The organism is Pseudoalteromonas sp. S554 (assembly GCF_005930865.1).
GTDB classification, from domain to species: Bacteria; Pseudomonadota; Gammaproteobacteria; order Enterobacterales; family Alteromonadaceae; genus Pseudoalteromonas; species Pseudoalteromonas marina.
Genome location: NZ_PNDV01000078.1, coordinates 109,060 through 128,243, shown reverse-complemented (window position 1 = coordinate 128,243; position 19,184 = coordinate 109,060). Strand labels below are relative to the sequence as shown.

At 37.5% G+C, this 19,184-nt stretch carries 11 protein-coding genes; 10 read left to right on the top strand and 1 reads right to left on the bottom strand.

The window, feature by feature from the left end; genetic code table 11:
* The first annotated feature begins 84 nt into the window (after positions 1–84).
* The 9 genes from CWB65_RS16170 (at position 85) to CWB65_RS16130 (ending at position 16,358) form a co-directional block, all read left to right on the top strand.
* Positions 85–1,080 (top strand): WD40/YVTN/BNR-like repeat-containing protein, encoded by a 996-nt coding sequence (locus CWB65_RS16170; protein ID WP_008127321.1) that lies wholly within the window; start codon positions 85–87, stop codon positions 1,078–1,080.
* Positions 1,080–3,401: an efflux RND transporter permease subunit gene (locus CWB65_RS16165; RefSeq protein WP_008127323.1), complete on the top strand. Its 2,322-nt coding sequence runs from the start codon at positions 1,080–1,082 to the stop codon at positions 3,399–3,401. The genes CWB65_RS16170 and CWB65_RS16165 overlap by 1 nt, the downstream gene beginning before the upstream one ends.
* A 208-nt stretch (positions 3,402–3,609) precedes the next feature.
* Positions 3,610–8,451, top strand: coding sequence for an NAD-glutamate dehydrogenase (locus tag CWB65_RS16160; protein ID WP_138740992.1), 4,842 nt, complete (start codon positions 3,610–3,612; stop codon positions 8,449–8,451).
* 120 nt (positions 8,452–8,571) lie between these two features.
* Positions 8,572–9,582, top strand: coding sequence for a quinone-dependent dihydroorotate dehydrogenase (gene pyrD / locus CWB65_RS16155; protein ID WP_138740991.1), 1,011 nt, complete (start codon positions 8,572–8,574; stop codon positions 9,580–9,582).
* 122 nt (positions 9,583–9,704) lie between these two features.
* Positions 9,705–10,235 carry a cell division protein ZapC gene (locus CWB65_RS16150; RefSeq protein ID WP_008127330.1) on the top strand — a complete coding sequence of 177 codons (531 nt, stop codon included), beginning with the start codon at positions 9,705–9,707 and terminating at the stop codon, positions 10,233–10,235.
* Positions 10,236–10,325: 90 nt separating this feature from the next.
* A complete protein-coding gene (rlmKL, locus tag CWB65_RS16145; RefSeq protein ID WP_008127332.1) occupies positions 10,326–12,443 on the top strand; it encodes a bifunctional 23S rRNA (guanine(2069)-N(7))-methyltransferase RlmK/23S rRNA (guanine(2445)-N(2))-methyltransferase RlmL in 2,118 nt (705 codons plus the stop codon).
* Complete coding sequence (locus CWB65_RS16140; RefSeq protein WP_006792808.1) at positions 12,436–12,675, top strand: glutaredoxin family protein; 240 nt, start codon at positions 12,436–12,438, stop codon at positions 12,673–12,675. The genes rlmKL and CWB65_RS16140 overlap by 8 nt, the downstream gene beginning before the upstream one ends.
* 15 nt (positions 12,676–12,690) lie before the next feature.
* Positions 12,691–14,604, top strand: a complete 1,914-nt coding sequence (gene uup / locus CWB65_RS16135) for an ATP-binding cassette ATPase Uup (protein WP_008127337.1) — start codon at positions 12,691–12,693, stop codon at positions 14,602–14,604.
* 11 nt (positions 14,605–14,615) lie between these two features.
* Positions 14,616–16,358, top strand: coding sequence for a DUF3466 family protein (locus tag CWB65_RS16130; protein WP_138740990.1), 1,743 nt, complete (start codon positions 14,616–14,618; stop codon positions 16,356–16,358).
* 70 nt (positions 16,359–16,428) lie between these two features.
* Here CWB65_RS16130 and CWB65_RS16125 read toward each other — a convergent pair whose 3' ends face one another.
* A complete protein-coding gene (locus CWB65_RS16125) occupies positions 16,429–16,932 on the bottom strand; it encodes a DUF2062 domain-containing protein (protein WP_006792805.1) in 504 nt (167 codons plus the stop codon).
* Between CWB65_RS16125 and CWB65_RS16120 the strand changes: the two genes are divergently transcribed.
* Complete coding sequence (locus tag CWB65_RS16120; RefSeq protein WP_138740989.1) at positions 16,912–19,179, top strand: DNA internalization-related competence protein ComEC/Rec2; 2,268 nt, start codon at positions 16,912–16,914, stop codon at positions 19,177–19,179. The two genes, CWB65_RS16125 and CWB65_RS16120, sit on opposite strands and share 21 nt — an antisense overlap.
* The last annotated feature ends 5 nt before the right edge of the window (positions 19,180–19,184 follow it).

Below are 19,184 nucleotides of genomic sequence, written 5' to 3'. Positions count from 1 at the left end.
TCTCATCGCGTTTGTCTTTCAACGCAAAAACTTTCCTCGTTTACAAAGACAAACACTCCTTTCAGTTCAAGGCGATTAAAATTTATGAAGTATTTGGTATGTGCCAGCCTGATTATAAGCGGTGCGAGTTTTGCTCAAGATACACCAAAAAACGCAATTAGTGCGCCTAATGCACAAAAAACACTATTAACTGACATTATCAATACAGGCAATGAATTAGTTGCTGTAGGTAAACATGGAACAGTTATAAAAAGTACAAATGGTGAAATGTGGCAACAAGCAGAATTAGTGCCTACGCAAGTGTTATTAACCGCTGTTGATTTTAGTGATGAAAACAACGGTTGGGCATGTGGGCACGATGCCACAATTATTAACACTGTTGATGGTGGTAATAATTGGCAATTACAACAGGCTAAGCCTTCTTTAGATAAGCCGTGTTTAGATATTTTATTTAAAGATAAATTAGAAGGCTTTGCCGTGGGTGCGTATGGCATGTTTTACCATACCACCGATGGTGGTAAACAGTGGGAAAAACGATTTTTAGATTCTCTATTGTTCAGTGAAGACAGAGATTATTTAAACGACTTAAAAAACAATGATCCTGAAGGATACGAGGCCGAAACAGCATCAATCCTGCCACATTTTAATCGAATTGAACAAACTTCTGAAGGCTTAATGCTTGTTGGTGAGATGGGCTTACTAGCGAGAAGCACAGATAACGGTAAAACTTGGCTGCGTCTTGAAGAAATATACCCAGGTTCTTTCTTCGCTTTTAATTCAGATAATTCTCAAGAAGTAGTCGCAGGGCTTAGAGGTAATGTATTCAGCAAGCAGCGTGATGAAGATGAGTGGCTTCACCTTGAGAGTACTAAAGCTGCTACTGTAAACAGTATTATTAATTACAATAACAAACAGTGGTTAATGCTAGCAAATAGCGGGGTGATTTTTCACTTACAGGATGGTTTATTAACTCATGAGCAACTTGCCGATGGTAAAGCGATACTTGGTGGTGTGATTAAAAATAATAAATTGGTAATGGCTACTGAAGATGGCATTAAAGTGAAGGAGTTGACCCCTTAATGCATACTATTTTAGATTTTATAGAAAAAGCGATTTTTAGACATCGCTTAGTTGTGCTTATAAGTTTTGCAATTATTACTTGTTTGCTTATTTTTAAAGCCACGCACATTCAACTAGATGCTTCGTTTAATAAAAATATCCCTTTAAATCACGAATACATGAAAGTGTATACCAAGCATGAAAAGCAGTTTGGTGGTGCGAATAGTATTTTAATTTCAGTGTGTGATGACAGTGGTAACATATTCAATCCAGAATTTTTTACTCAGTTAAAAGCTGTTCATGATCAGCTTTATTTTATACCCGGTGTAAACAGACCGCTCGTAAACTCTATATTTGCTCCTAGCGCCCGATTTGTCGAAGTGGTTGAGGATGGTTTTGCCGGTGGCCCAATTATTCCTGCAAACTTTAAGGCAAACGAACGTGGCTTAGCCGTTGTTAAAGAAAATATAGAAAAAGCAAAAGTTGTTGGTCGTATGATTGCAAGCGACTATTCGTGTGCAATGGTAACAGCGCAATTATTAGAAACTGACCCACAAACGCAAGAAAAGTTAGACACCTTAGCCTTTGCAGAAAAGCTCGAAACAGAGTTAAGAGAGCCTCTGAGTACGGACAAAGTAAGTATTCATATTATCGGTTTTGCAAAGATGGCTGGTGATATTGCAGAAGGGGCTAAAGGCGTTGTGTTATTTTTTGCAATTGCCATAGCCTTCACATTTATTATGGTTTGGCTGTTCTGTGGAAGCTTAAAGCTTACAATCTTACCCATTGCATGCTCGATCATTGCGGTTGCATGGCAGTTAGGGTTGCTTTCAAGCCTTGGCTTTGGACTTGATCCAATGTCGATATTAGTTCCATTTTTAGTATTTGCTATTGGTGTTAGCCATGGCGTACAAATGATAAACGCGATAGGTAAAAAAGTAAGCGAAGGGAAAAGTACGCGAGTTTGCTGTCAATCAAGTTTTAGAGCGCTTTTAATTCCAGGTGGTATTGCTCTTTTATCAGACACTGTTGGCTTTTTAACTTTGTTGACGATTGATATAGGTATTATCCGTGAGCTTGCAATTACTGCTAGCTTAGGTGTTGCGGTTATTATATTTACTAACTTAATTCTATTGCCTGTTTGGGCTTCATACATGCAATTTGAAAATAGCATTCATATTCAATCAGGTGACGCTAACAAGCCAAATATGCTTGATAAAGTTAGGGATTTATTGGTAAAAGCAACCGATCCTAAAGCAGCTAAAATCATTATTGGCTTTACGCTTGTTTTATTTGCTTTTGGTTACTGGCAAGCTGATAAAATGCGGATAGGTGATTTGCATGCAGGTGCTCCGTCACTTCATCAAGATGCTCGCTATAATCAGGATACTTTTTTAATATCGGACAGGTACACTATTTCATCAGATATTTTAAAAGTGATAGTTGAAGCTTATCCAGCAGCATGTACAGAATATGATGTAATGGAGCGCATTAGCCGTTTTCAATACAAAGTTGAAAATGTTGCAGGTGTTCAATCTGCAGTTAGTTTAAGTTCGGTTGCTCAGTCTGTTAATGCGGGTTACAACGAAGGTAATTTAAAATGGCAGAGCTTGCCGCGTAATTCGGCTTCATTAGTGCAGTCAACTGCGCGTGTTGAAACAAGCACAGGGTTACTGAACGGTGATTGTTCTGTGATGCCTGTTATTATCTTTTTAGATGATCACAAAGCGCAGACTATCGACCGCGTTATTGCAAGCGTTAAACAGTTCGCAAATGAAGAAGGGACAGAAAAGCTTGCCTTTAAATTAGCGTCTGGTCCTGTCGGCGTAATGGCCGCTACAAACGAGTCAGTGTCTGAGGCTCAAATACCAATGATGCTATATGTATACGGTGCTGTTATTGCATTATGCTTACTGAGTTTTAGAAGCGTAAAAGCGACTATTGCTGTGGTGTTACCGCTTTATATAGTATCAACGCTTGCACAAGCGTTAATGGTACAGCTAGAAATTGGCCTAACAGTATCAACCTTACCAGTTATTGCCCTAGGGGTAGGTATTGGTGTGGATTACGGTATTTATATACTTTCGTCGATGATGGGGCAGCTTAAACAAAATGTACCATTGTCGATTGCTTATCGTAATGCACTCATTGAACGCGGTAGTGCGGTACTATTTACCGGTATTACTCTCGCCATTGGTGTAAGCACATGGATTTTTTCAGATTTGAAATTCCAAGTTGATATGGGAATACTTCTTACCTTCATGTTTTTAGTGAATATGTTAGGTGCAGTGCTGTTATTACCTGCAATTGGAAGTCTTCTGTGGACCGACCAGAAAAAATAATGTGAATAATATTGCTCCTAAATGGCCACTATTGGCCATTTATATCTATAATTTGTGAATAGATGACCAAATAGCTGAAAAGCTTGAAATGTTTTCATCGAAAAAGCTGTTTATTAGCTGTAAAAGGGTTAGAATTTATCTGACTCCACACTAATAAATGGCTGTACAAATTCCTGCTCTTGAGCAGTAATAGATTAAGGAACATACAATGACACGAAATGAAGGCCAAGCCTCGGTTATCCTAGATAATGTCTGTAAGCTTATCCAGAAAAAAGTTCACGCTGATAATGTGTTACTCGTTGAGAAATTCGCCAAAGCCTTGTACAGCAATATGTCTAAAGAGGATTTGGCAAATCGAAACGACAGTGACTTATACGGTGCTGCACTCAGCCTTTGGAATTCGCTAGAAAAAAATACTACTGACGACGCCGTTATTCGCGTTTTCAATCCCGAAGTGGCAAAAGATGGCTGGCAGTCATCACATACCATCGTAGAAATTATTGCTAAAGATATGCCGTTTTTAGTTGATTCTGTTCGTATGGCCATGACTCGTGAAAATATCGCCTCTCACTTATTACTTCATAGCCCTCTTAAAATTCAACGCGACGACAACGCTAAAATCTCAGGCTTATCTAATTTAAAAGCAGAGCAAGAATCTACATCTACAAAAACAGTTTTTTTCATAGAAATTGATCGCCAAACAGATTCGTCTGCCATTGAGTCTTTCAAAAAAGAATTAGAATCCGTACTTGTTGATGTGTCTGTTGCTGTTGAAGACTGGCAGCCAATAAGAAAAAAACTAATTGAAGTAAGTAAAGAGCTACCTAAGCGCCGCCACGGCAAAAATAAAAGTGAAGTGGCAGAAACCGTTGAATTTTTAGATTGGCTAGTTAGCGATAATTTCACCCTTATGGGCTATCGTGAATACGAGTTAAGTCCTGTTCAGGGGGACTATCAGCTTAAAGGTAAAATGGATACAAGTTTAGGGTTGTTAAAAAACTCTACTGAAGAGCATACTCGCTTGCTTTCTGAGTTACCTGAGGTGGCTCGCCAGGAAGCACGCAGCAGTAATTTATTGATCCTAACTAAAACTAATTCACAGTCTCGTGTTCATCGTCCCGCTTATATCGATTATGTTGGTGTAAAACGTTTTGATGATGAAGGGAATGTTATTGGTGAAGACCGTTTTATTGGTTTATTTTCATCTAATTTTTATAATAATAGTGCTGCTGATGTTCCTGTTTTAAAAAGCAAAATTACTCGCATAATGGATATGTGTGATTTTGCAAAAGGCACACACGCTTACAAAGCGGTATTAAATATTTTAGAAACTTACCCGCGTGATGAGTTAGTACAAGCACGCGAAAATGAGTTACTTGAAGTTGCAACCGGTGTATTACAAGTGCAAGAGCGTGATATGTGTCGCTTATTTGTGCGAAAAGATGCCTATGGTCGCTTTTTCTCTTGTATGGTTTATGTTCCTCGCGAGCGCTACAACACAGCCCTGCGCAGGGAAACTCAAGATATTTTAGGCAATGCATTTAATTCTGACGAAAAAGTCGAATTTACCACTTACTTCTCCGAGTCAACACTAGCACGTACTCATTACACTGTTCGTGTGACTGACAACAATATCGAATTTAATGTGAAAGACATCGAAAATAATTTAATAGAAGCTGCCCGTACTTGGGAAGACAAACTACAATCTGCACTTTTAGAGTCTGCAGGTGAAGCGCGTGGAAATGATTTAAACCGTAAATATTGTAACGCGTTTGCCCGTTCATACAAAGATGAAGTGTTACCGAGTGCCGCAGTAGTAGATATTGAAAAACTAGAGCTATTAAGTGAAGAAAACAAGCTTGAGATGCTTTTTTATCGCCCTCAAGAAGAGGCGAATACAAATATTGTCCGTTTGAGCTTATTTCATAAAGATGAGCCAATTCATTTATCAGATGTAATGCCAATGCTAGAAAACTTTGGTTTACGTGTAATAGGTGAAACACCTTACTCGGTTAAAACAAGCGATGGCAAAATCAACTGGATCATGGATTTCTCTATGCTGATTGACAGTAAAGGGATGGATGATTTTGATAAAGTGTCTGCTCGTTTTCGTGCGGCTTTAACCAATGTATGGAATAACCGTTTAGAGAATGACGGTTTTAACCGTTTAGTGCTAATGGGCGGCTTAACGGGTCGTGAAGCCTCTATTTTGCGTGCTTATGCTAAATACATGCGCCAAATTGGTGTTACTTTTTCTCAAACATATATTGAAAGTACGTTTGCTAACTACCCACATATTGCGTCTCAAATCGTTAACTTATTTGCTAAACGTTTTTCTGTTAAGAGCCCTGCGAGTTCTAAAACACTGGACAAGTTAATAGCACAAATTTATCTTGAGCTTGAAAACGTAGCCAACCTTGATGATGACCGCATTATACGTTTATACGTAGATATGATTGTGGCTACGCTGCGCACTAACTACTACCAAAAAGACGCTCAGAACCAGTTTAAATCTTACGTATCATTTAAAATACAACCTAGTTTGATCCCTGACGTACCGTTACCGTTACCTGCTTTTGAAATATTTGTTTATTCGCCTCGTGTTGAAGGCGTACATTTACGCTTTGGTAAGGTAGCTCGCGGTGGCTTACGTTGGTCGGACCGTCGTGAAGACTTCCGAACAGAGGTTTTGGGATTAGTTAAAGCGCAACAAGTTAAAAATACCGTAATTGTACCTGTTGGCTCTAAAGGTGGATTTGTTTGTAAACAGCTACCATCAGAGCGCGATGCTTTCATTAAAGAAGGCCAAGAGTGTTATAAAATCTTTATTAGAGGTTTGCTAGATATCACTGACAATATTGCACGTGGTGAAATAGTGCCAGCAAGTAATGTTGTTCGTCATGATGAAGATGATGCGTATTTAGTAGTGGCTGCCGATAAAGGAACAGCAACGTTTTCTGATATAGCTAACGGTATTGCAAATGAGTACAACTTTTGGCTTGGTGATGCCTTTGCATCGGGTGGTTCTGTAGGTTACGACCATAAAAAAATGGGCATAACCGCTAAAGGTGCATGGGAGTCTGTTAAGCGTCACTTCCGTGAGATGGATATTGACTGTCAAAGTACTGATTTTACAGTAGTTGCCATTGGCGATATGGCTGGAGACGTATTTGGTAATGGTATGTTGCTGTCTAAGCACATTCGTTTACAAGTTGCATTTAACCATATGCATATATTTGTAGACCCTAATCCTGATGCCTCAAAATCGTATGTAGAGCGTGAACGTTTATTTAATATGCCTCGTTCTTCGTGGGAAGACTACAACAAAGATCTTATTTCAGCCGGCGGTGGTATTTTCTCTCGAGCTGCAAAATCGATTACCCTTAGCCCAGAAATGAAAAAAATGCTGGGTACAAAAAAAGCAAGCATGACACCTAACGAGTTAATGAAAGCATCATTAATGATGGAGTTTGATTTGCTCTGGAATGGTGGTATTGGTACATACATCAAGCACACAAAAGAGACCGATGCTGACGTTGGCGACCGTGCAAACGACGCGCTACGTATAAATGGTAAAGAACTGGGTGCTAAAGTGCTAGGTGAGGGTGGTAACTTAGGTGCTACGCAACTTGGACGCATAGAATTTGCTGAACAAGGCGGACGCGTAAATACTGACTTTATTGATAACGTTGGCGGCGTTGCTTGTTCAGATAATGAAGTAAACATTAAAATTTTACTTAATGGTTTAGTTGCTGAAGGTGATTTAACACTTAAACAACGTGATGAACTGCTTTATTCTATGACTGATGAAGTGTCAGAGCTGGTATTGAAAGACTGTTATCGTCAAACACATACAATTTCAATCACGCAATCTCGTGGTACATCGACACTTAAGGAAAAAATTCGCTTTATTCATGCCCTTGAGAAAGATGGCAAATTAGACCGTGCTATAGAGTTTATTCCAAGTGATGAAGAGTTAGCAGAGCGAGCAGCATCAGGCAAAGATCTAACGCGTCCTGAGTTATCAGTATTGGTTTCATACGCTAAAATGGTGTTAAAAGATTCGCTTGTAACGGATGAAATTACAGAAAACCCGTATTATCGCCAATTACTTGTTAAATCATTCCCACGCCCACTACGTGAGAAATTTAATGATGCCATGAATAATCACCCACTTCGTAAAGAAATTATAGCGACCAAACTTGCTAATAATATTGTTAATGACATGGGCTTAAATTTCATGGTTCGTATGCACGAAGAAACAGGTGCTAGCGAATCTGAAATTGCAATGTGTTACTCAATTGCCAGTGAAATTTTTGAAATGCGTGATACGTGGTCATCAATCAGCGCTTTAGATAATAAAATTCCAGCGGCTGTACAAACAGAAATGCTTTATCAGCTTCGTAGAACTGTTCGCAGAGCAACTCGTTGGTTCTTGCGTCATCGCAATAAATCACAAACGATTGAGCAAGGTATTGAGTACTTCTCACCAACATTTAGTGATTTGAGCGATAACTTGAACACTTATATTGTTGAAAAGGAAAGTGCTCGCATAGATGAAGCTGCAACTAAGTTAACTGATAGTGGAGTACCATTAGATATAGCTAAGCGCATCGTTTCATTATCTAGCTTGTTCTCGGTGATGGACCTAGCAGAAATTGCTAATAATTCGCGTAGAGGCATTGCTATGGTGTCTAATACTTACTTTAAGCTAGGTGCAAGAATGGGCTTACATTGGTTCTTAGATCAAATAACTAACCAACCTGTTGCTAACCATTGGCAAGCGTTGGCCCGTTCATCTTATCGTGAAGAGTTAGATTGGCAGCAACGAACATTGGCTCAGGTTGTTTTAAATAGCTTTGAAGCAGATGAAAAAGACGTTGATTACCAAATTGATGAGTGGATGGATAAGCAGGAATTATTACTTACTCGTTGGAAGCAAATGCTGGCTGAGTTTAAAACGTCGCAAAGTCATGATTTTGCCAAGTTCTCAGTGGCATTGCGTGAACTAATGCTATTGAGTCACAATTGTGATACACCAGCAAAATAAAATAATTTTGCGCATTATTATTTATTAACTAAGTAATAAGCTAATTATTAAAAATGTTATATAATACCTCAGCCTTGTCTGAGGTATTTTTTTGTCTGTAATTTAAAGAGGAATATATTCATGTTTTACGATTTAGCTCGCCGTTTTATGTTTACCCGTGATGCGGAGTGGGCACATGAATTTGCTCTTAATAATTTAAGCCGCTTTGCTAATACGCCTTTGAGTGCCGCATGGTCGCAATCTGTAGCAAATAAGCCCGTTAACTTTTTAGGTCTTGAATTTAAAAATCCGGTTGGCTTAGCTGCAGGTTTAGATAAAAATGCAGAGTGCATAGATGCATTTAGCCAAATGGGTTTTGGTTTTATAGAGGTGGGTACTGTTACACCTCGCCCGCAAGCAGGTAACGATAAACCCCGTATATTTAGATTGCCAGAATCAAACGCTATTATTAATCGTATGGGTTTTAATAATAAAGGTGTTGATAATTTAATTAGTAATGTAAAAGCAGCAAAGTACAACGGCATATTAGGTATTAATATAGGTAAAAATAAAGATACCCCTAATGAGCAAGGTAAAGACGATTACATACACTGTATGAGAAAAGTTTTTGAGCATGCCTCTTATATTACCGTGAATATTTCTTCACCAAACACACCCGGCCTGAGAGATTTACAATACGGTGCTGCACTTGATGATTTATTGCAAAGTCTTAAAAATGAGCAGCTAGATTTAATTTCAGAACATAATAAGCAAGTTCCTATGCTTGTTAAAATTGCGCCGGATCTTGATCCTATTCAAATCGAACAGGTAAGTGAATCACTGCTAAACAACAAAATTGACGGGGTAATTGCAACTAATACTACACTAGAACGAAGTGATGTGATCGGTCAGCAGTATGCTGAGGAAGCCGGTGGTTTATCAGGACACCCTGTAAGAACACGTTCTACAGAAGTAGTTAGTGAATTAAGACGATTAACAAAAGGCCAGTTACCTATTATTGGTGTTGGCGGAATTGATGATGCTAATTCAGCTAAAGAGAAGCTTAATGCGGGTGCTAGTTTAGTCCAAGTTTATACAGGTTTTATTTATAAAGGCCCTGAATTGGTAAAATCGATCGTAAACGGCTTATAAGGATCAGTTATCTAAGCTTTTGATCGTTCGATAAATGTTCTAAGCATTTATGTATAAAATGGTCAAAAGCAGTTATACTTTGAACTGATACTATTTTTAATAAAGCCCACAAGGAGGAGCAAATGTTACAAGCATCAAAGCAATGGCAGTGGATTGCTTGTCCTAATAAAAATCGTTTATTACTTGATTTGAACGATGAAATGCAGCTTTGCACACCCTATAAAATAAGGCAGCTAACAGATTTAGTTATCAAAAACCCTAACTTTAGTTTAGAAGATGCTGCATTTTACGAACAAGTTTATAATTATCTGGACGGGTTTGAAATCTGGTCTGGTGCACAAATATGTCAAATAGCATTAAATGCTACAGCGGTTAAGTTTCATTTAAAACCTGTGCTAGCAAAAAGCTGGTTTTTTAATGAATATACCGGCAGCCAACCAAGTGTTGAAGCAGTCGTTAAATTAGTCTCTAAGGCGCAAACGGGCGACTTTTTGATTGTCGATCACTGTAGTGATGCCTCGGTTTGCTTAAATTTAAGCGAGAATTTTCAATTAGACGAAAATTTATCTCTTGCTCAATTTGAAGTTATCAAAATTTTAAATAATCGCGTTCATCCCATCTTACCTCAGCAAATTAAATTTAAAACTGCCTAAGTAATTTACGCTATTAAGCATGTGTTATGGCGTGTTTGTCCCTCAACCTATGGTATAATCCTGCGCAATTAGCTATTAAGGGTTACTACTTTGCAATTTATCGCACTTACTTCTATCGGAATCGAAAATTTATTGGTTGATGAGTTAACAGAACTTGGCGCTGCTGTGTCTAAGCAAACTGTTGGTTCTGTTCGTTTTGAGGCTGACTCATTACTGGCGCAAAAGGTTTGTTTATCAAGCCGTTTTGCAACGCGTGTGCTTATGCTTATCGAAGAAAAAGAAGGTGTTGATGATAAAGATAGCTTGTATAAATTTGCTCGTTTTCAACCTTGGCAAGAATGGTTTGGCCCAACGCAAACATTTGCTGTAGATTTTAACGGTACTAATGATTCGTTAAAGAATACACAGTTTTCTGGTTTAGTAATTAAAGATGCTATTGTTGACTACTTTAATGATTTGTATGAGCAACGCCCTAATGTTGATAAACAGGATGCCAATGTTCGTGTTGTTGCACGTTTAAATCGTCACGGTGTTTCTTTATATATTGACTACTCAGGACCAAGACTATCTGAACGTGGCTACAGACAGGGACAAGGTAAAGCGCCAATAAAAGAGCATTTAGCGGCTGCAATTATTAAACGCAGCGGATGGCTAGATAACGTTAAACAACCTCTGTTTGACCCTTGTTGTGGTGCGGGTACTATTTTAATAGAAGCCGCAGGTATGGCACGTAATGAAGCGCCAGGTTTGTTTCGTGAAGGCTTTGCTTTTGAGCGTTTACCTAGTTTTAGAGTGGCAAAATTTAAAGCGTTAAAAGAAGAACTACTTGCAAATATAACCGACCCGAAACTTTGGTTAATAGGCCACGACTACGATGCTCAGGTATTAAGTAAAGCCATTGATAATGCAAAGCGTGCAGAGCTTGATGACATAATTAAATTTAAGCAAAGCGACGCTACCAAGTTAACCGCAGTAGCTAAATTACCAGGTGTGGTTATTTCAAATTTGCCTTATGGTGAACGTATTGGCTCTATGGCTGAGTTAGTTGATTTACACCGTAATTTAGGTGTTGGCTTTAAAAAGCATTTTAACCATTGGAAACTGGCGTTATTGGGCATGGATGAGAGTTTATTTAAACTTTTAAAGCTTGTTAAATTAAAACGTTATAAATTTAAAAATGGTCCATTAGATGTAGAGCTTAACTTATATCTACTAGATGACAAGCAAGTCAGCTTGACGACTGATGACAAAAAAGCCCTTAATTATGAAGGTTCAATGTCGTTTGCTAACCGTCTTAAAAAAAATAAACAAGGCCTTAAAAATTGGTTAAAGCAAAACAAAGTTGACGCGTATCGCGTTTATGATGCTGATATTCCAGAATACAATGTAGCGGTTGATGTATATAACGACAGCGCTGTAATTTTTGAGTACGCGGCACCGAAAGAAATAGATGAAAAAGTATCTGATAAGCGCCTTCAGGACGTCATTAGCTTAACAGCGCAACAACTAAACATAGCACCTGAAAACATAGCCGTAAAAGTTCGCAAAAAGCAAAAAGGTGAAGAGCAATACACCCCTATGGCTAAGCAAAATAGAACGATGGTTGTTGAAGAGTTTGGTGCTAAATTTAAGGTTAATTTATTTGATTATCTAGACACGGGTTTATTTTTAGATCATCGTTTGGTTCGTCGCTACATTCAAGAAAATGCCAAGGACAAACGTTTTTTAAATTTATTTGCCTACACAGGAAGTGCATCAGTTCATGCAGCCATTGGTGAGGCAAAGGCTATAACCACAGTTGATTTATCCAAAACCTATTTAAAATGGGGCCAAGATAATTTTGATTTAAATAATATTAGCAACACGCGTTACCGTTTTGAGCAAGCAGATTGCCTTAAATGGCTAGAGCATGCGACTGCGCAATATGACTTAATATTTCTTGACCCTCCAACATTTTCAAATTCAAAGCGAATGAAAGATGCGTTTGATGTTCAGAGCGATCACATTAAGTTACTAACTTGGGTTAAAAAAATTCTTAGCCCGTCTGGAACATTGATTTTTTCTAACAACAAACGTGGCTTTGTTATGGATGAAGTTGGATTGATTGGTTTAGGTTTAAAAGCCGTTAATATTTCTGAGAAAACACTCTCACCAGACTTTAAGCGTAATAAAAAAATTCATAACAGCTGGTTAATTACTCATGGCTAAGTGGACTTTATACCATACGGAAGGGTGTCATTTATGTGAACAAGCCCACGCACTAATAACACCGTTATTAATGAGCGAAGGCAGTTTATTGTTAACAGACATAATGACTGACAAACAGCTTATTGCGCAATATCAGGTAAGTATTCCTGTTTTAAAAAATGAACATGGCCAACAATTATTTTGGCCTTTTACTGCAGAACAAGTGCAAATATTTTTAGCACTGGCAGATTAAGAGCATTGTAGAATTATGGATTTAATAAGAATTTCGAAAGCACAGCTTGCCTTTGGTACACATGCGTTACTTAACAACGCAGATGCTGTTATTGAAAGTGGTGAGCGAGTTTGTATTGTGGGGCGTAACGGCGCAGGTAAATCAACGCTGTTAAAAGTATTAGACGGCCAAGTAATATTGGATGATGGTGAAATAAACCAGCTCGGTGGTTTAAAGATCTCTCGTCTTGAACAAGATCCACCTAAAGGGGCCAGCGGTACCGTATTTGATTATGTTGCCCAAGGTATGCCAGAAATTGCTAATTTACTTATCGATTATCACCATGTGAGTAATGAACTGCAAACTGAATGTACCGATCAATTATTAAATAAACTTGAGCGCTTATCTAATAAGCTAGAAGCCGCTGATGGCTGGCGCTTCGATAGCCGTATTCAATTAGTATTAACTAAGCTTGAGCTGACACCTGATGCGAAACTTGAATCGCTTTCAGGTGGATGGTTACGTAAGGTTGCACTGGCACGTGCATTAGTTAGTGAGCCAGACTTGTTGCTATTAGACGAACCAACAAACCACTTAGATATGACAAGTGTGATGTGGTTAGAGCAGTTCTTAAAAGACTTTAAAGGTGGGATTGTATTTATATCTCACGATCGTGCGTTTATTCGTGCAATTGCTACACGTATTTTGGATTTAGACCGCGGCAAACTTATTTCATATCCAGGTGACTACGCCACTTATCTAGAACAAAAAGCGCATGACTTAAAAGTAGAAGAAAGTCAAAATGCACTCTTTGATAAACGATTAGCTGAAGAAGAAGCGTGGATCCGTCAGGGAGTAAAAGCCCGGAGAACTCGTAATGAAGGCCGTGTTCGTGAATTAAAACAATTACGTAATGAGCGCAAGCAACGAGTTGATCAAGTTGGTAAAACAGACTTCAATATTGAAACCGCAGACCGCTCAGGTAAATTAGTTTTTGAAGCTAAGCATTTATCTCATGCTTTTAAAGAGAAAACGATTGTAAGCGATTTTTCTACTTTAGTTATGCGTGGCGACCGTATCGGTTTAGTCGGTCCTAATGGTGTGGGTAAAACAACTCTATTAAAACTAATGTTTGGTGACTTAGCACCTGACAGCGGTGAAACTAAGCAGGGTGTTAATCTAGAATTTGCTTACTTTGATCAATACCGTGAAAAGTTAGACGAAGAAGCAACAGTACAAGACAATGTTGCAGAAGGTAAGCAAGAAGTCATGATGGGTGGGCGCTCTCGTCATGTATTAGGTTATTTACAAGACTTTTTGTTTCCACCTGCGCGCGCTAGAACACCAGTTAAGGCCTTATCTGGCGGCGAAAAAAACCGATTATTACTTGCTAAGCTATTTTTAAAACCATCGAATATCCTGGTATTGGATGAGCCAACCAATGATTTAGACATTGAAACACTTGAGCTGTTAGAAGACATTATTAATCAGTATCAAGGTACCGTTATTATTGTAAGCCATGACCGTGAATTTATCGATAATACATGCTCTAGTGTATGGGCATTTGAAGGTAACGGAAAAGTGACAGATATAGTCGGCGGTTATAGTGACTATGAAGCTTATGTAAGTTATTTAGCAGAACAAGAAAAACAAGCTATTCAACCAGCAGCAAAAAAAGTGGAAAAGCAACCGACCCCTGTTGCAAAGCCAGCCGCTAAAACGAATAAGCTTTCTTACAAATTAAAACTTGAATTAGAGCAGTTGCCTAATAAAATGGAGCAACTTGAAGCTGACGTAGAAGCCCAGCAAAATGTGGTAGGCGATCCTGACTTTTTTAAACAAGACAGTGACATAACAACCAAAGCATTGAACCATTTAGCACAACTTGAGTCTGACCTTGAAGCCGCTTTTGAGCGATGGGAAGAACTTGAAGAATTACAGAATCAGTAGTAAGGACTAAAATGAAATATAAATTACTCGCTGCCAGTATCCTAGCGACATTGAGTACATCAGCTATTAGTGCAACATATCAATTAAGTGAATTAGGCACACTCGATAATGCAAAATTTTCTTACGTTACTGATGCAAGTGAAAGCGGGCACATAATTGGTTTTGCTAACGGACTTTATAACTTACCTATAGATATTAGCTATATCGACTTTGATGATAGCCTTATAAAAAGTGCATACGACACTACTGAGTCTAACTATGAACAGATTGATAAAGTAATTACGTTTACACTAGATGATATACAAAATAATGAAGCTGTACTAACAAACCCTGACGCACATTCCTTCATGGTTTCTTTCCTTAGTAGTAGATCAAGTAATTATGAGTATCAGAAGCAAAATCAATTTATAGGCGTTCGATTCACAGAGTCAGGTGTCGTTGAGCAAACTTTATTTGATGAAGCAGCTATCGACTACGATGGTTTAACTCGTTCAACATTTAATTTATACAATGCTGTTAGTGAAGACGGTGTATCTGTTGGTTGGGGTAGTGCTCCATATGACAAGGTTTCTTTTACACCAGAGGGTGAAGATGATGCAGAAACTTGGTTTACAAATGAATTTGTAGAGCGAGCAATTGTTATTAGTGCAGATGGTGTAAAAGTTTCATTAGCGCCTGAGTTTGACGATTATGGCGGCACAAGTCGAGCAAATGATATTATTAAAACAAATAGTGGCTACACTGTTGTAGGAAACGCTTCAATAAGTATTCCGATTGAAATACAAGAAGATATCGACGAAAGTTGTGACAATGAAGATTCACCAGTTTCAGCTTGTATTAATTTAAATAATTCAACTTCATCTCAAGGTTTGTTTAATAAAAGTGCATTTAAATGGGAATTAGATGAATCATTAAATGTTGTTTCAGTTGAAAACCTAGGTTTAGCTTTAACACCCGATGAAGATGAAGTGGAAGATGATAATTTTGTGAGTACTGCCTTTGCTATTAATTCTAAAGGTACTATTGCTGGCTACTCAAACACACGCTATTACAGGAATGATAATTCTATAATATCTATGCCTGTATATTTTAAAAATGGTGAAGTTGTAGATTTTATTGATCAAGAAGATGGTTGGGAAAATGGTATTGCATCTGCTCTAAATGATAACGACGTAGTGGTAGGTTATGCTACTAAAGTGATTGAAAGCAGTTTTAGGAACAAATTCTTCTATCATGACGTTGAGACTGGAAATACTGTTTTTCCAAATGACTATTTCACGGGGTCAAGTTCTGTAGCAAATGATATCAATAACCAAGGTTATATAGTAGGCGAAGGGGAAGTAGGTGGATCGGATAGTTCACGAGATAAAGCCGCATTTATTTATAAAATTGGTGAAGATAAAATAACTAATCTCAATGACTTATTACCATGCTATGAAACCGACGGTGAAACTGATTATCCATATACTGTAGTAGAAGCTAATGTTATCAATGAGAATAACGAAGTGTTTGGTGTTGCCACTAAAACAGTAGAAAAGCGTGACACACTTGGTGGTGTAGTGACAGATATTAACGGTAATATTGAATTTGAAACCGTCGCCGTTGCAGTTAAACTAACACCATTAGAAAATGGTGAAATTGAAAATTGTGCACCGCCAGAGGCTGAAATTTATGAAAGAAGTTCAGCTAGTATCTCTTGGTTAGCGTTATTTTTATTACCATTAATTGGTATTCGACGGGTATTTCGTTTTTAATTATTTTTAAATAAAAAACCCAGCTTTCTAGCTGGGTTTTTTTTCGTCTATACTATTCAGAGGATCGATATTATTTGCGTGCAGCTCTTGCCTTTACAACCGAGCGGCGCCATAAAATATCAATGCCAAAATAGCCTATGATTGATGCTATAGAGGCGCATACAAGCGAGCCTACTAAGAATGCAGGGCCAATGGTTTCGATACTCTGTTCAAACCAAGCCCAGTTAAGCTCAAAGGCAAAGTGTTGTTCTGGCTGATTTAAAACAAGAGTGCCAACGAGGTAAGACCCATAAAAAATAGGTGGCATGGTTAACGGATTAGTAAGCCAAACAAGTGTTGCTGAGATAGGTAAGTTAACTCTAAATAAAATAGCAGTCGCTGCGGCTAAAACCATTTGAAAGGGAACAGGGATGAAAGCAAAAAATAAACCAACCGCAAAGGCTCCTCGAGCCGAACGTCTGTTTAAGTGCCAAAGATTTGCATCTTGCAAAAGCTTACCAAAAATTTTTAACGATTTGTGATGTCTTATTTTATTCGGATCGGGTAAAAATCTTTGGATAGTTTTCTTAGCCATTTAAAGCAACCATTTACATCAGTGTTGATCAGTCTTGGTTTTGTAATTGGCTGTATTTCAACCGTGTTTTATTACGAAACTCTCGAATTTATTATTATTACAGTGTCCATTGTAATAATAGGCGCTTATTTTAAGCCGTTTTTGTCTTTATTGTTAGGCTTTATTTGTGGAATTTGTATCGTTATAGCGCATTATCATATTTTTTATAACTTTGAGCACATAATTAATGATGAAAAGTACGCATATCCAGTCGAAGTTGTAATCCAAGAAGTCATCTCAAACAAAGCTCCCCAATATGTCAAAGCAAAATTAGTGCGTATTAATGGTAAATACTATTCTAATTTGAGTGCACCTAGCGCGATGTTAAGCGTTAATTTAGATCAGCCAATGCGTGCTAATGATCGTTTTGTGGCAAGTGTTAATTTAAAAAAATTTAGAAGTAATAAAAACTTTAATGTATTTGATAACGAACTGTATGCATTTAAGCAGCGAATTTTCTTTAAAGGCAAAGTTCTTAATAAAGAATTAAAAATCAAAAGCACTTCAGAACAAAATAGTGTTCAAAGTTATAAAAGCTTCATTAAAAATACATACGAAAATACAACACTAAATTGGCTTTACTATGCTTTATTAACAGGGGATAAGACGTTAATGACACCGAGTGATAAGCAGCTGATGCAATCACTGGGTTTAAGCCATTTACTTGCTATTTCAGGCTTACACATTGGGTTGGTGTTCGGTTTTGGTTTCTTCATTACAAAGTGGGTATTTATCCACGTTAAATTGTTTAATAATCAAACGATCAATTTTTCAATTGCTTACAGTGCGATTGGTTTTGTATCAGCGTTTGTTTATGTTTATTTAAGTAACTTTTTGGTTTCAGCGACTCGTGCACTAATAATGCTTGGCTGTTATTTACTTCTATATTATTTTCAAAGGCAGCTAATGAGATGGCGCAGTATTTTGTTTGCGCTTGTTATTGTACTCGTTGTTAATCCGTTCAATACCCTTAATCCTGGATTATATTTTTCATTTTTTGCAGTCGTGGTTATTTTTTTAGTTATTAAAAATGTACCTCACTTTACCAATTCATTTTTAAAGGTACTTTTTGCATTAATTACTATTCAGGCTGCACTATTTATTGGTTTACTGCCTCTGTCTTTTTACTTTTTTAATGGCGTGAGTGTTGCTGGCTTAGTCATAAACTTAGTCGCAATTCCATTTCTTTCATTTATTTTAATGCCTTGTTTAATTTTATTAACGGCTATAAGTGCCGTATTTGATATTAGTATGGTGATTATTTTTATCGATAGCGGTCTAGCTTTTATTTTTACCTGTTTAAATAAATTACCAGCAGGTTTTGGTTGGCTAAACATAGGAATTATTGGTCTAAGTGTCATTATTTATGCTTATCTTACTCTTTTAATTTTTTATTTTTCGCCATATAGGCGGCTCGCTTTTTTACCTATAGCCATGCTCTATATTGATTATTTACTTGCTGATAAGCCTACATGGAAATTACATGTATTCGATGTTGGGCACGGTCTTATGGCTCTTATTGAAAAAGATGATAAAGGGTTTATTTATGATTTTGGACCTAGTTACTTTAATCGTTTTAGCCGTGCTAAAAGTATTTTGTTACCTTTTATTGATATAAATAATATTGCAGTGACTCATTCTGTAATTAGTCACCTTGATAATGACCATTCCGGTGGTTTATCTCATTTTATCGGTGCAGGTTTAAAGTTTTCATTTAATGAATTTCACCCTAATGGACCCTCAAAGGGGTGTATTCCAAACGAAGTAAACATGGCTGGGCTAATAATTAAAAGTTTCCCAACTCCCTTGTATGGCAATGAAAATGATGAGTCTTGTGTAATAAAGGTTTCAGATAAAGAGCACAGCGTTCTATTTACAGGCGATATTTCAAAAAATAGAGAGTCGCAACTGATAAACTCTAGCGATAGTTTAAAAAGTACAGTGTTACTTAGTCCCCATCATGGTAGTAGTACGTCATCAAGTAATAAATTTATTAATGCAGTTATGCCACAGGTTGTTATTCATTCAAGTGCTTACAAAGGGCAGTGGCAATTTCCTAAAACTGAGGTTGTTGAGCGTTATAGAAATATTAATGCCTTGCAGTATGTTACTGGGCAACAAGGGCAAATTACGGTGGAGTTTTACGAAGAGACTGTGACTGTTATTACATCACGAGATTACCAAAGCTACTGGTTTATAAAAGATTGACGTTT

Coding starts and splice junctions, on each gene's coding strand:
- CWB65_RS16170 (WP_008127321.1), top strand. CDS start 85: ATGAAGTATTTGGTATGTGCCAGCCTGATTATAAGCGGTGCGAGTTTT.
- CWB65_RS16165 (WP_008127323.1), top strand. CDS start 1,080: ATGCATACTATTTTAGATTTTATAGAAAAAGCGATTTTTAGACATCGC.
- CWB65_RS16160 (WP_138740992.1), top strand. CDS start 3,610: ATGACACGAAATGAAGGCCAAGCCTCGGTTATCCTAGATAATGTCTGT.
- pyrD (WP_138740991.1), top strand. CDS start 8,572: ATGTTTTACGATTTAGCTCGCCGTTTTATGTTTACCCGTGATGCGGAG.
- CWB65_RS16150 (WP_008127330.1), top strand. CDS start 9,705: ATGTTACAAGCATCAAAGCAATGGCAGTGGATTGCTTGTCCTAATAAA.
- CWB65_RS16140 (WP_006792808.1), top strand. CDS start 12,436: ATGGCTAAGTGGACTTTATACCATACGGAAGGGTGTCATTTATGTGAA.
- uup (WP_008127337.1), top strand. CDS start 12,691: ATGGATTTAATAAGAATTTCGAAAGCACAGCTTGCCTTTGGTACACAT.
- CWB65_RS16130 (WP_138740990.1), top strand. CDS start 14,616: ATGAAATATAAATTACTCGCTGCCAGTATCCTAGCGACATTGAGTACA.
- CWB65_RS16125 (WP_006792805.1), bottom strand. CDS start 16,932: ATGGCTAAGAAAACTATCCAAAGATTTTTACCCGATCCGAATAAAATA.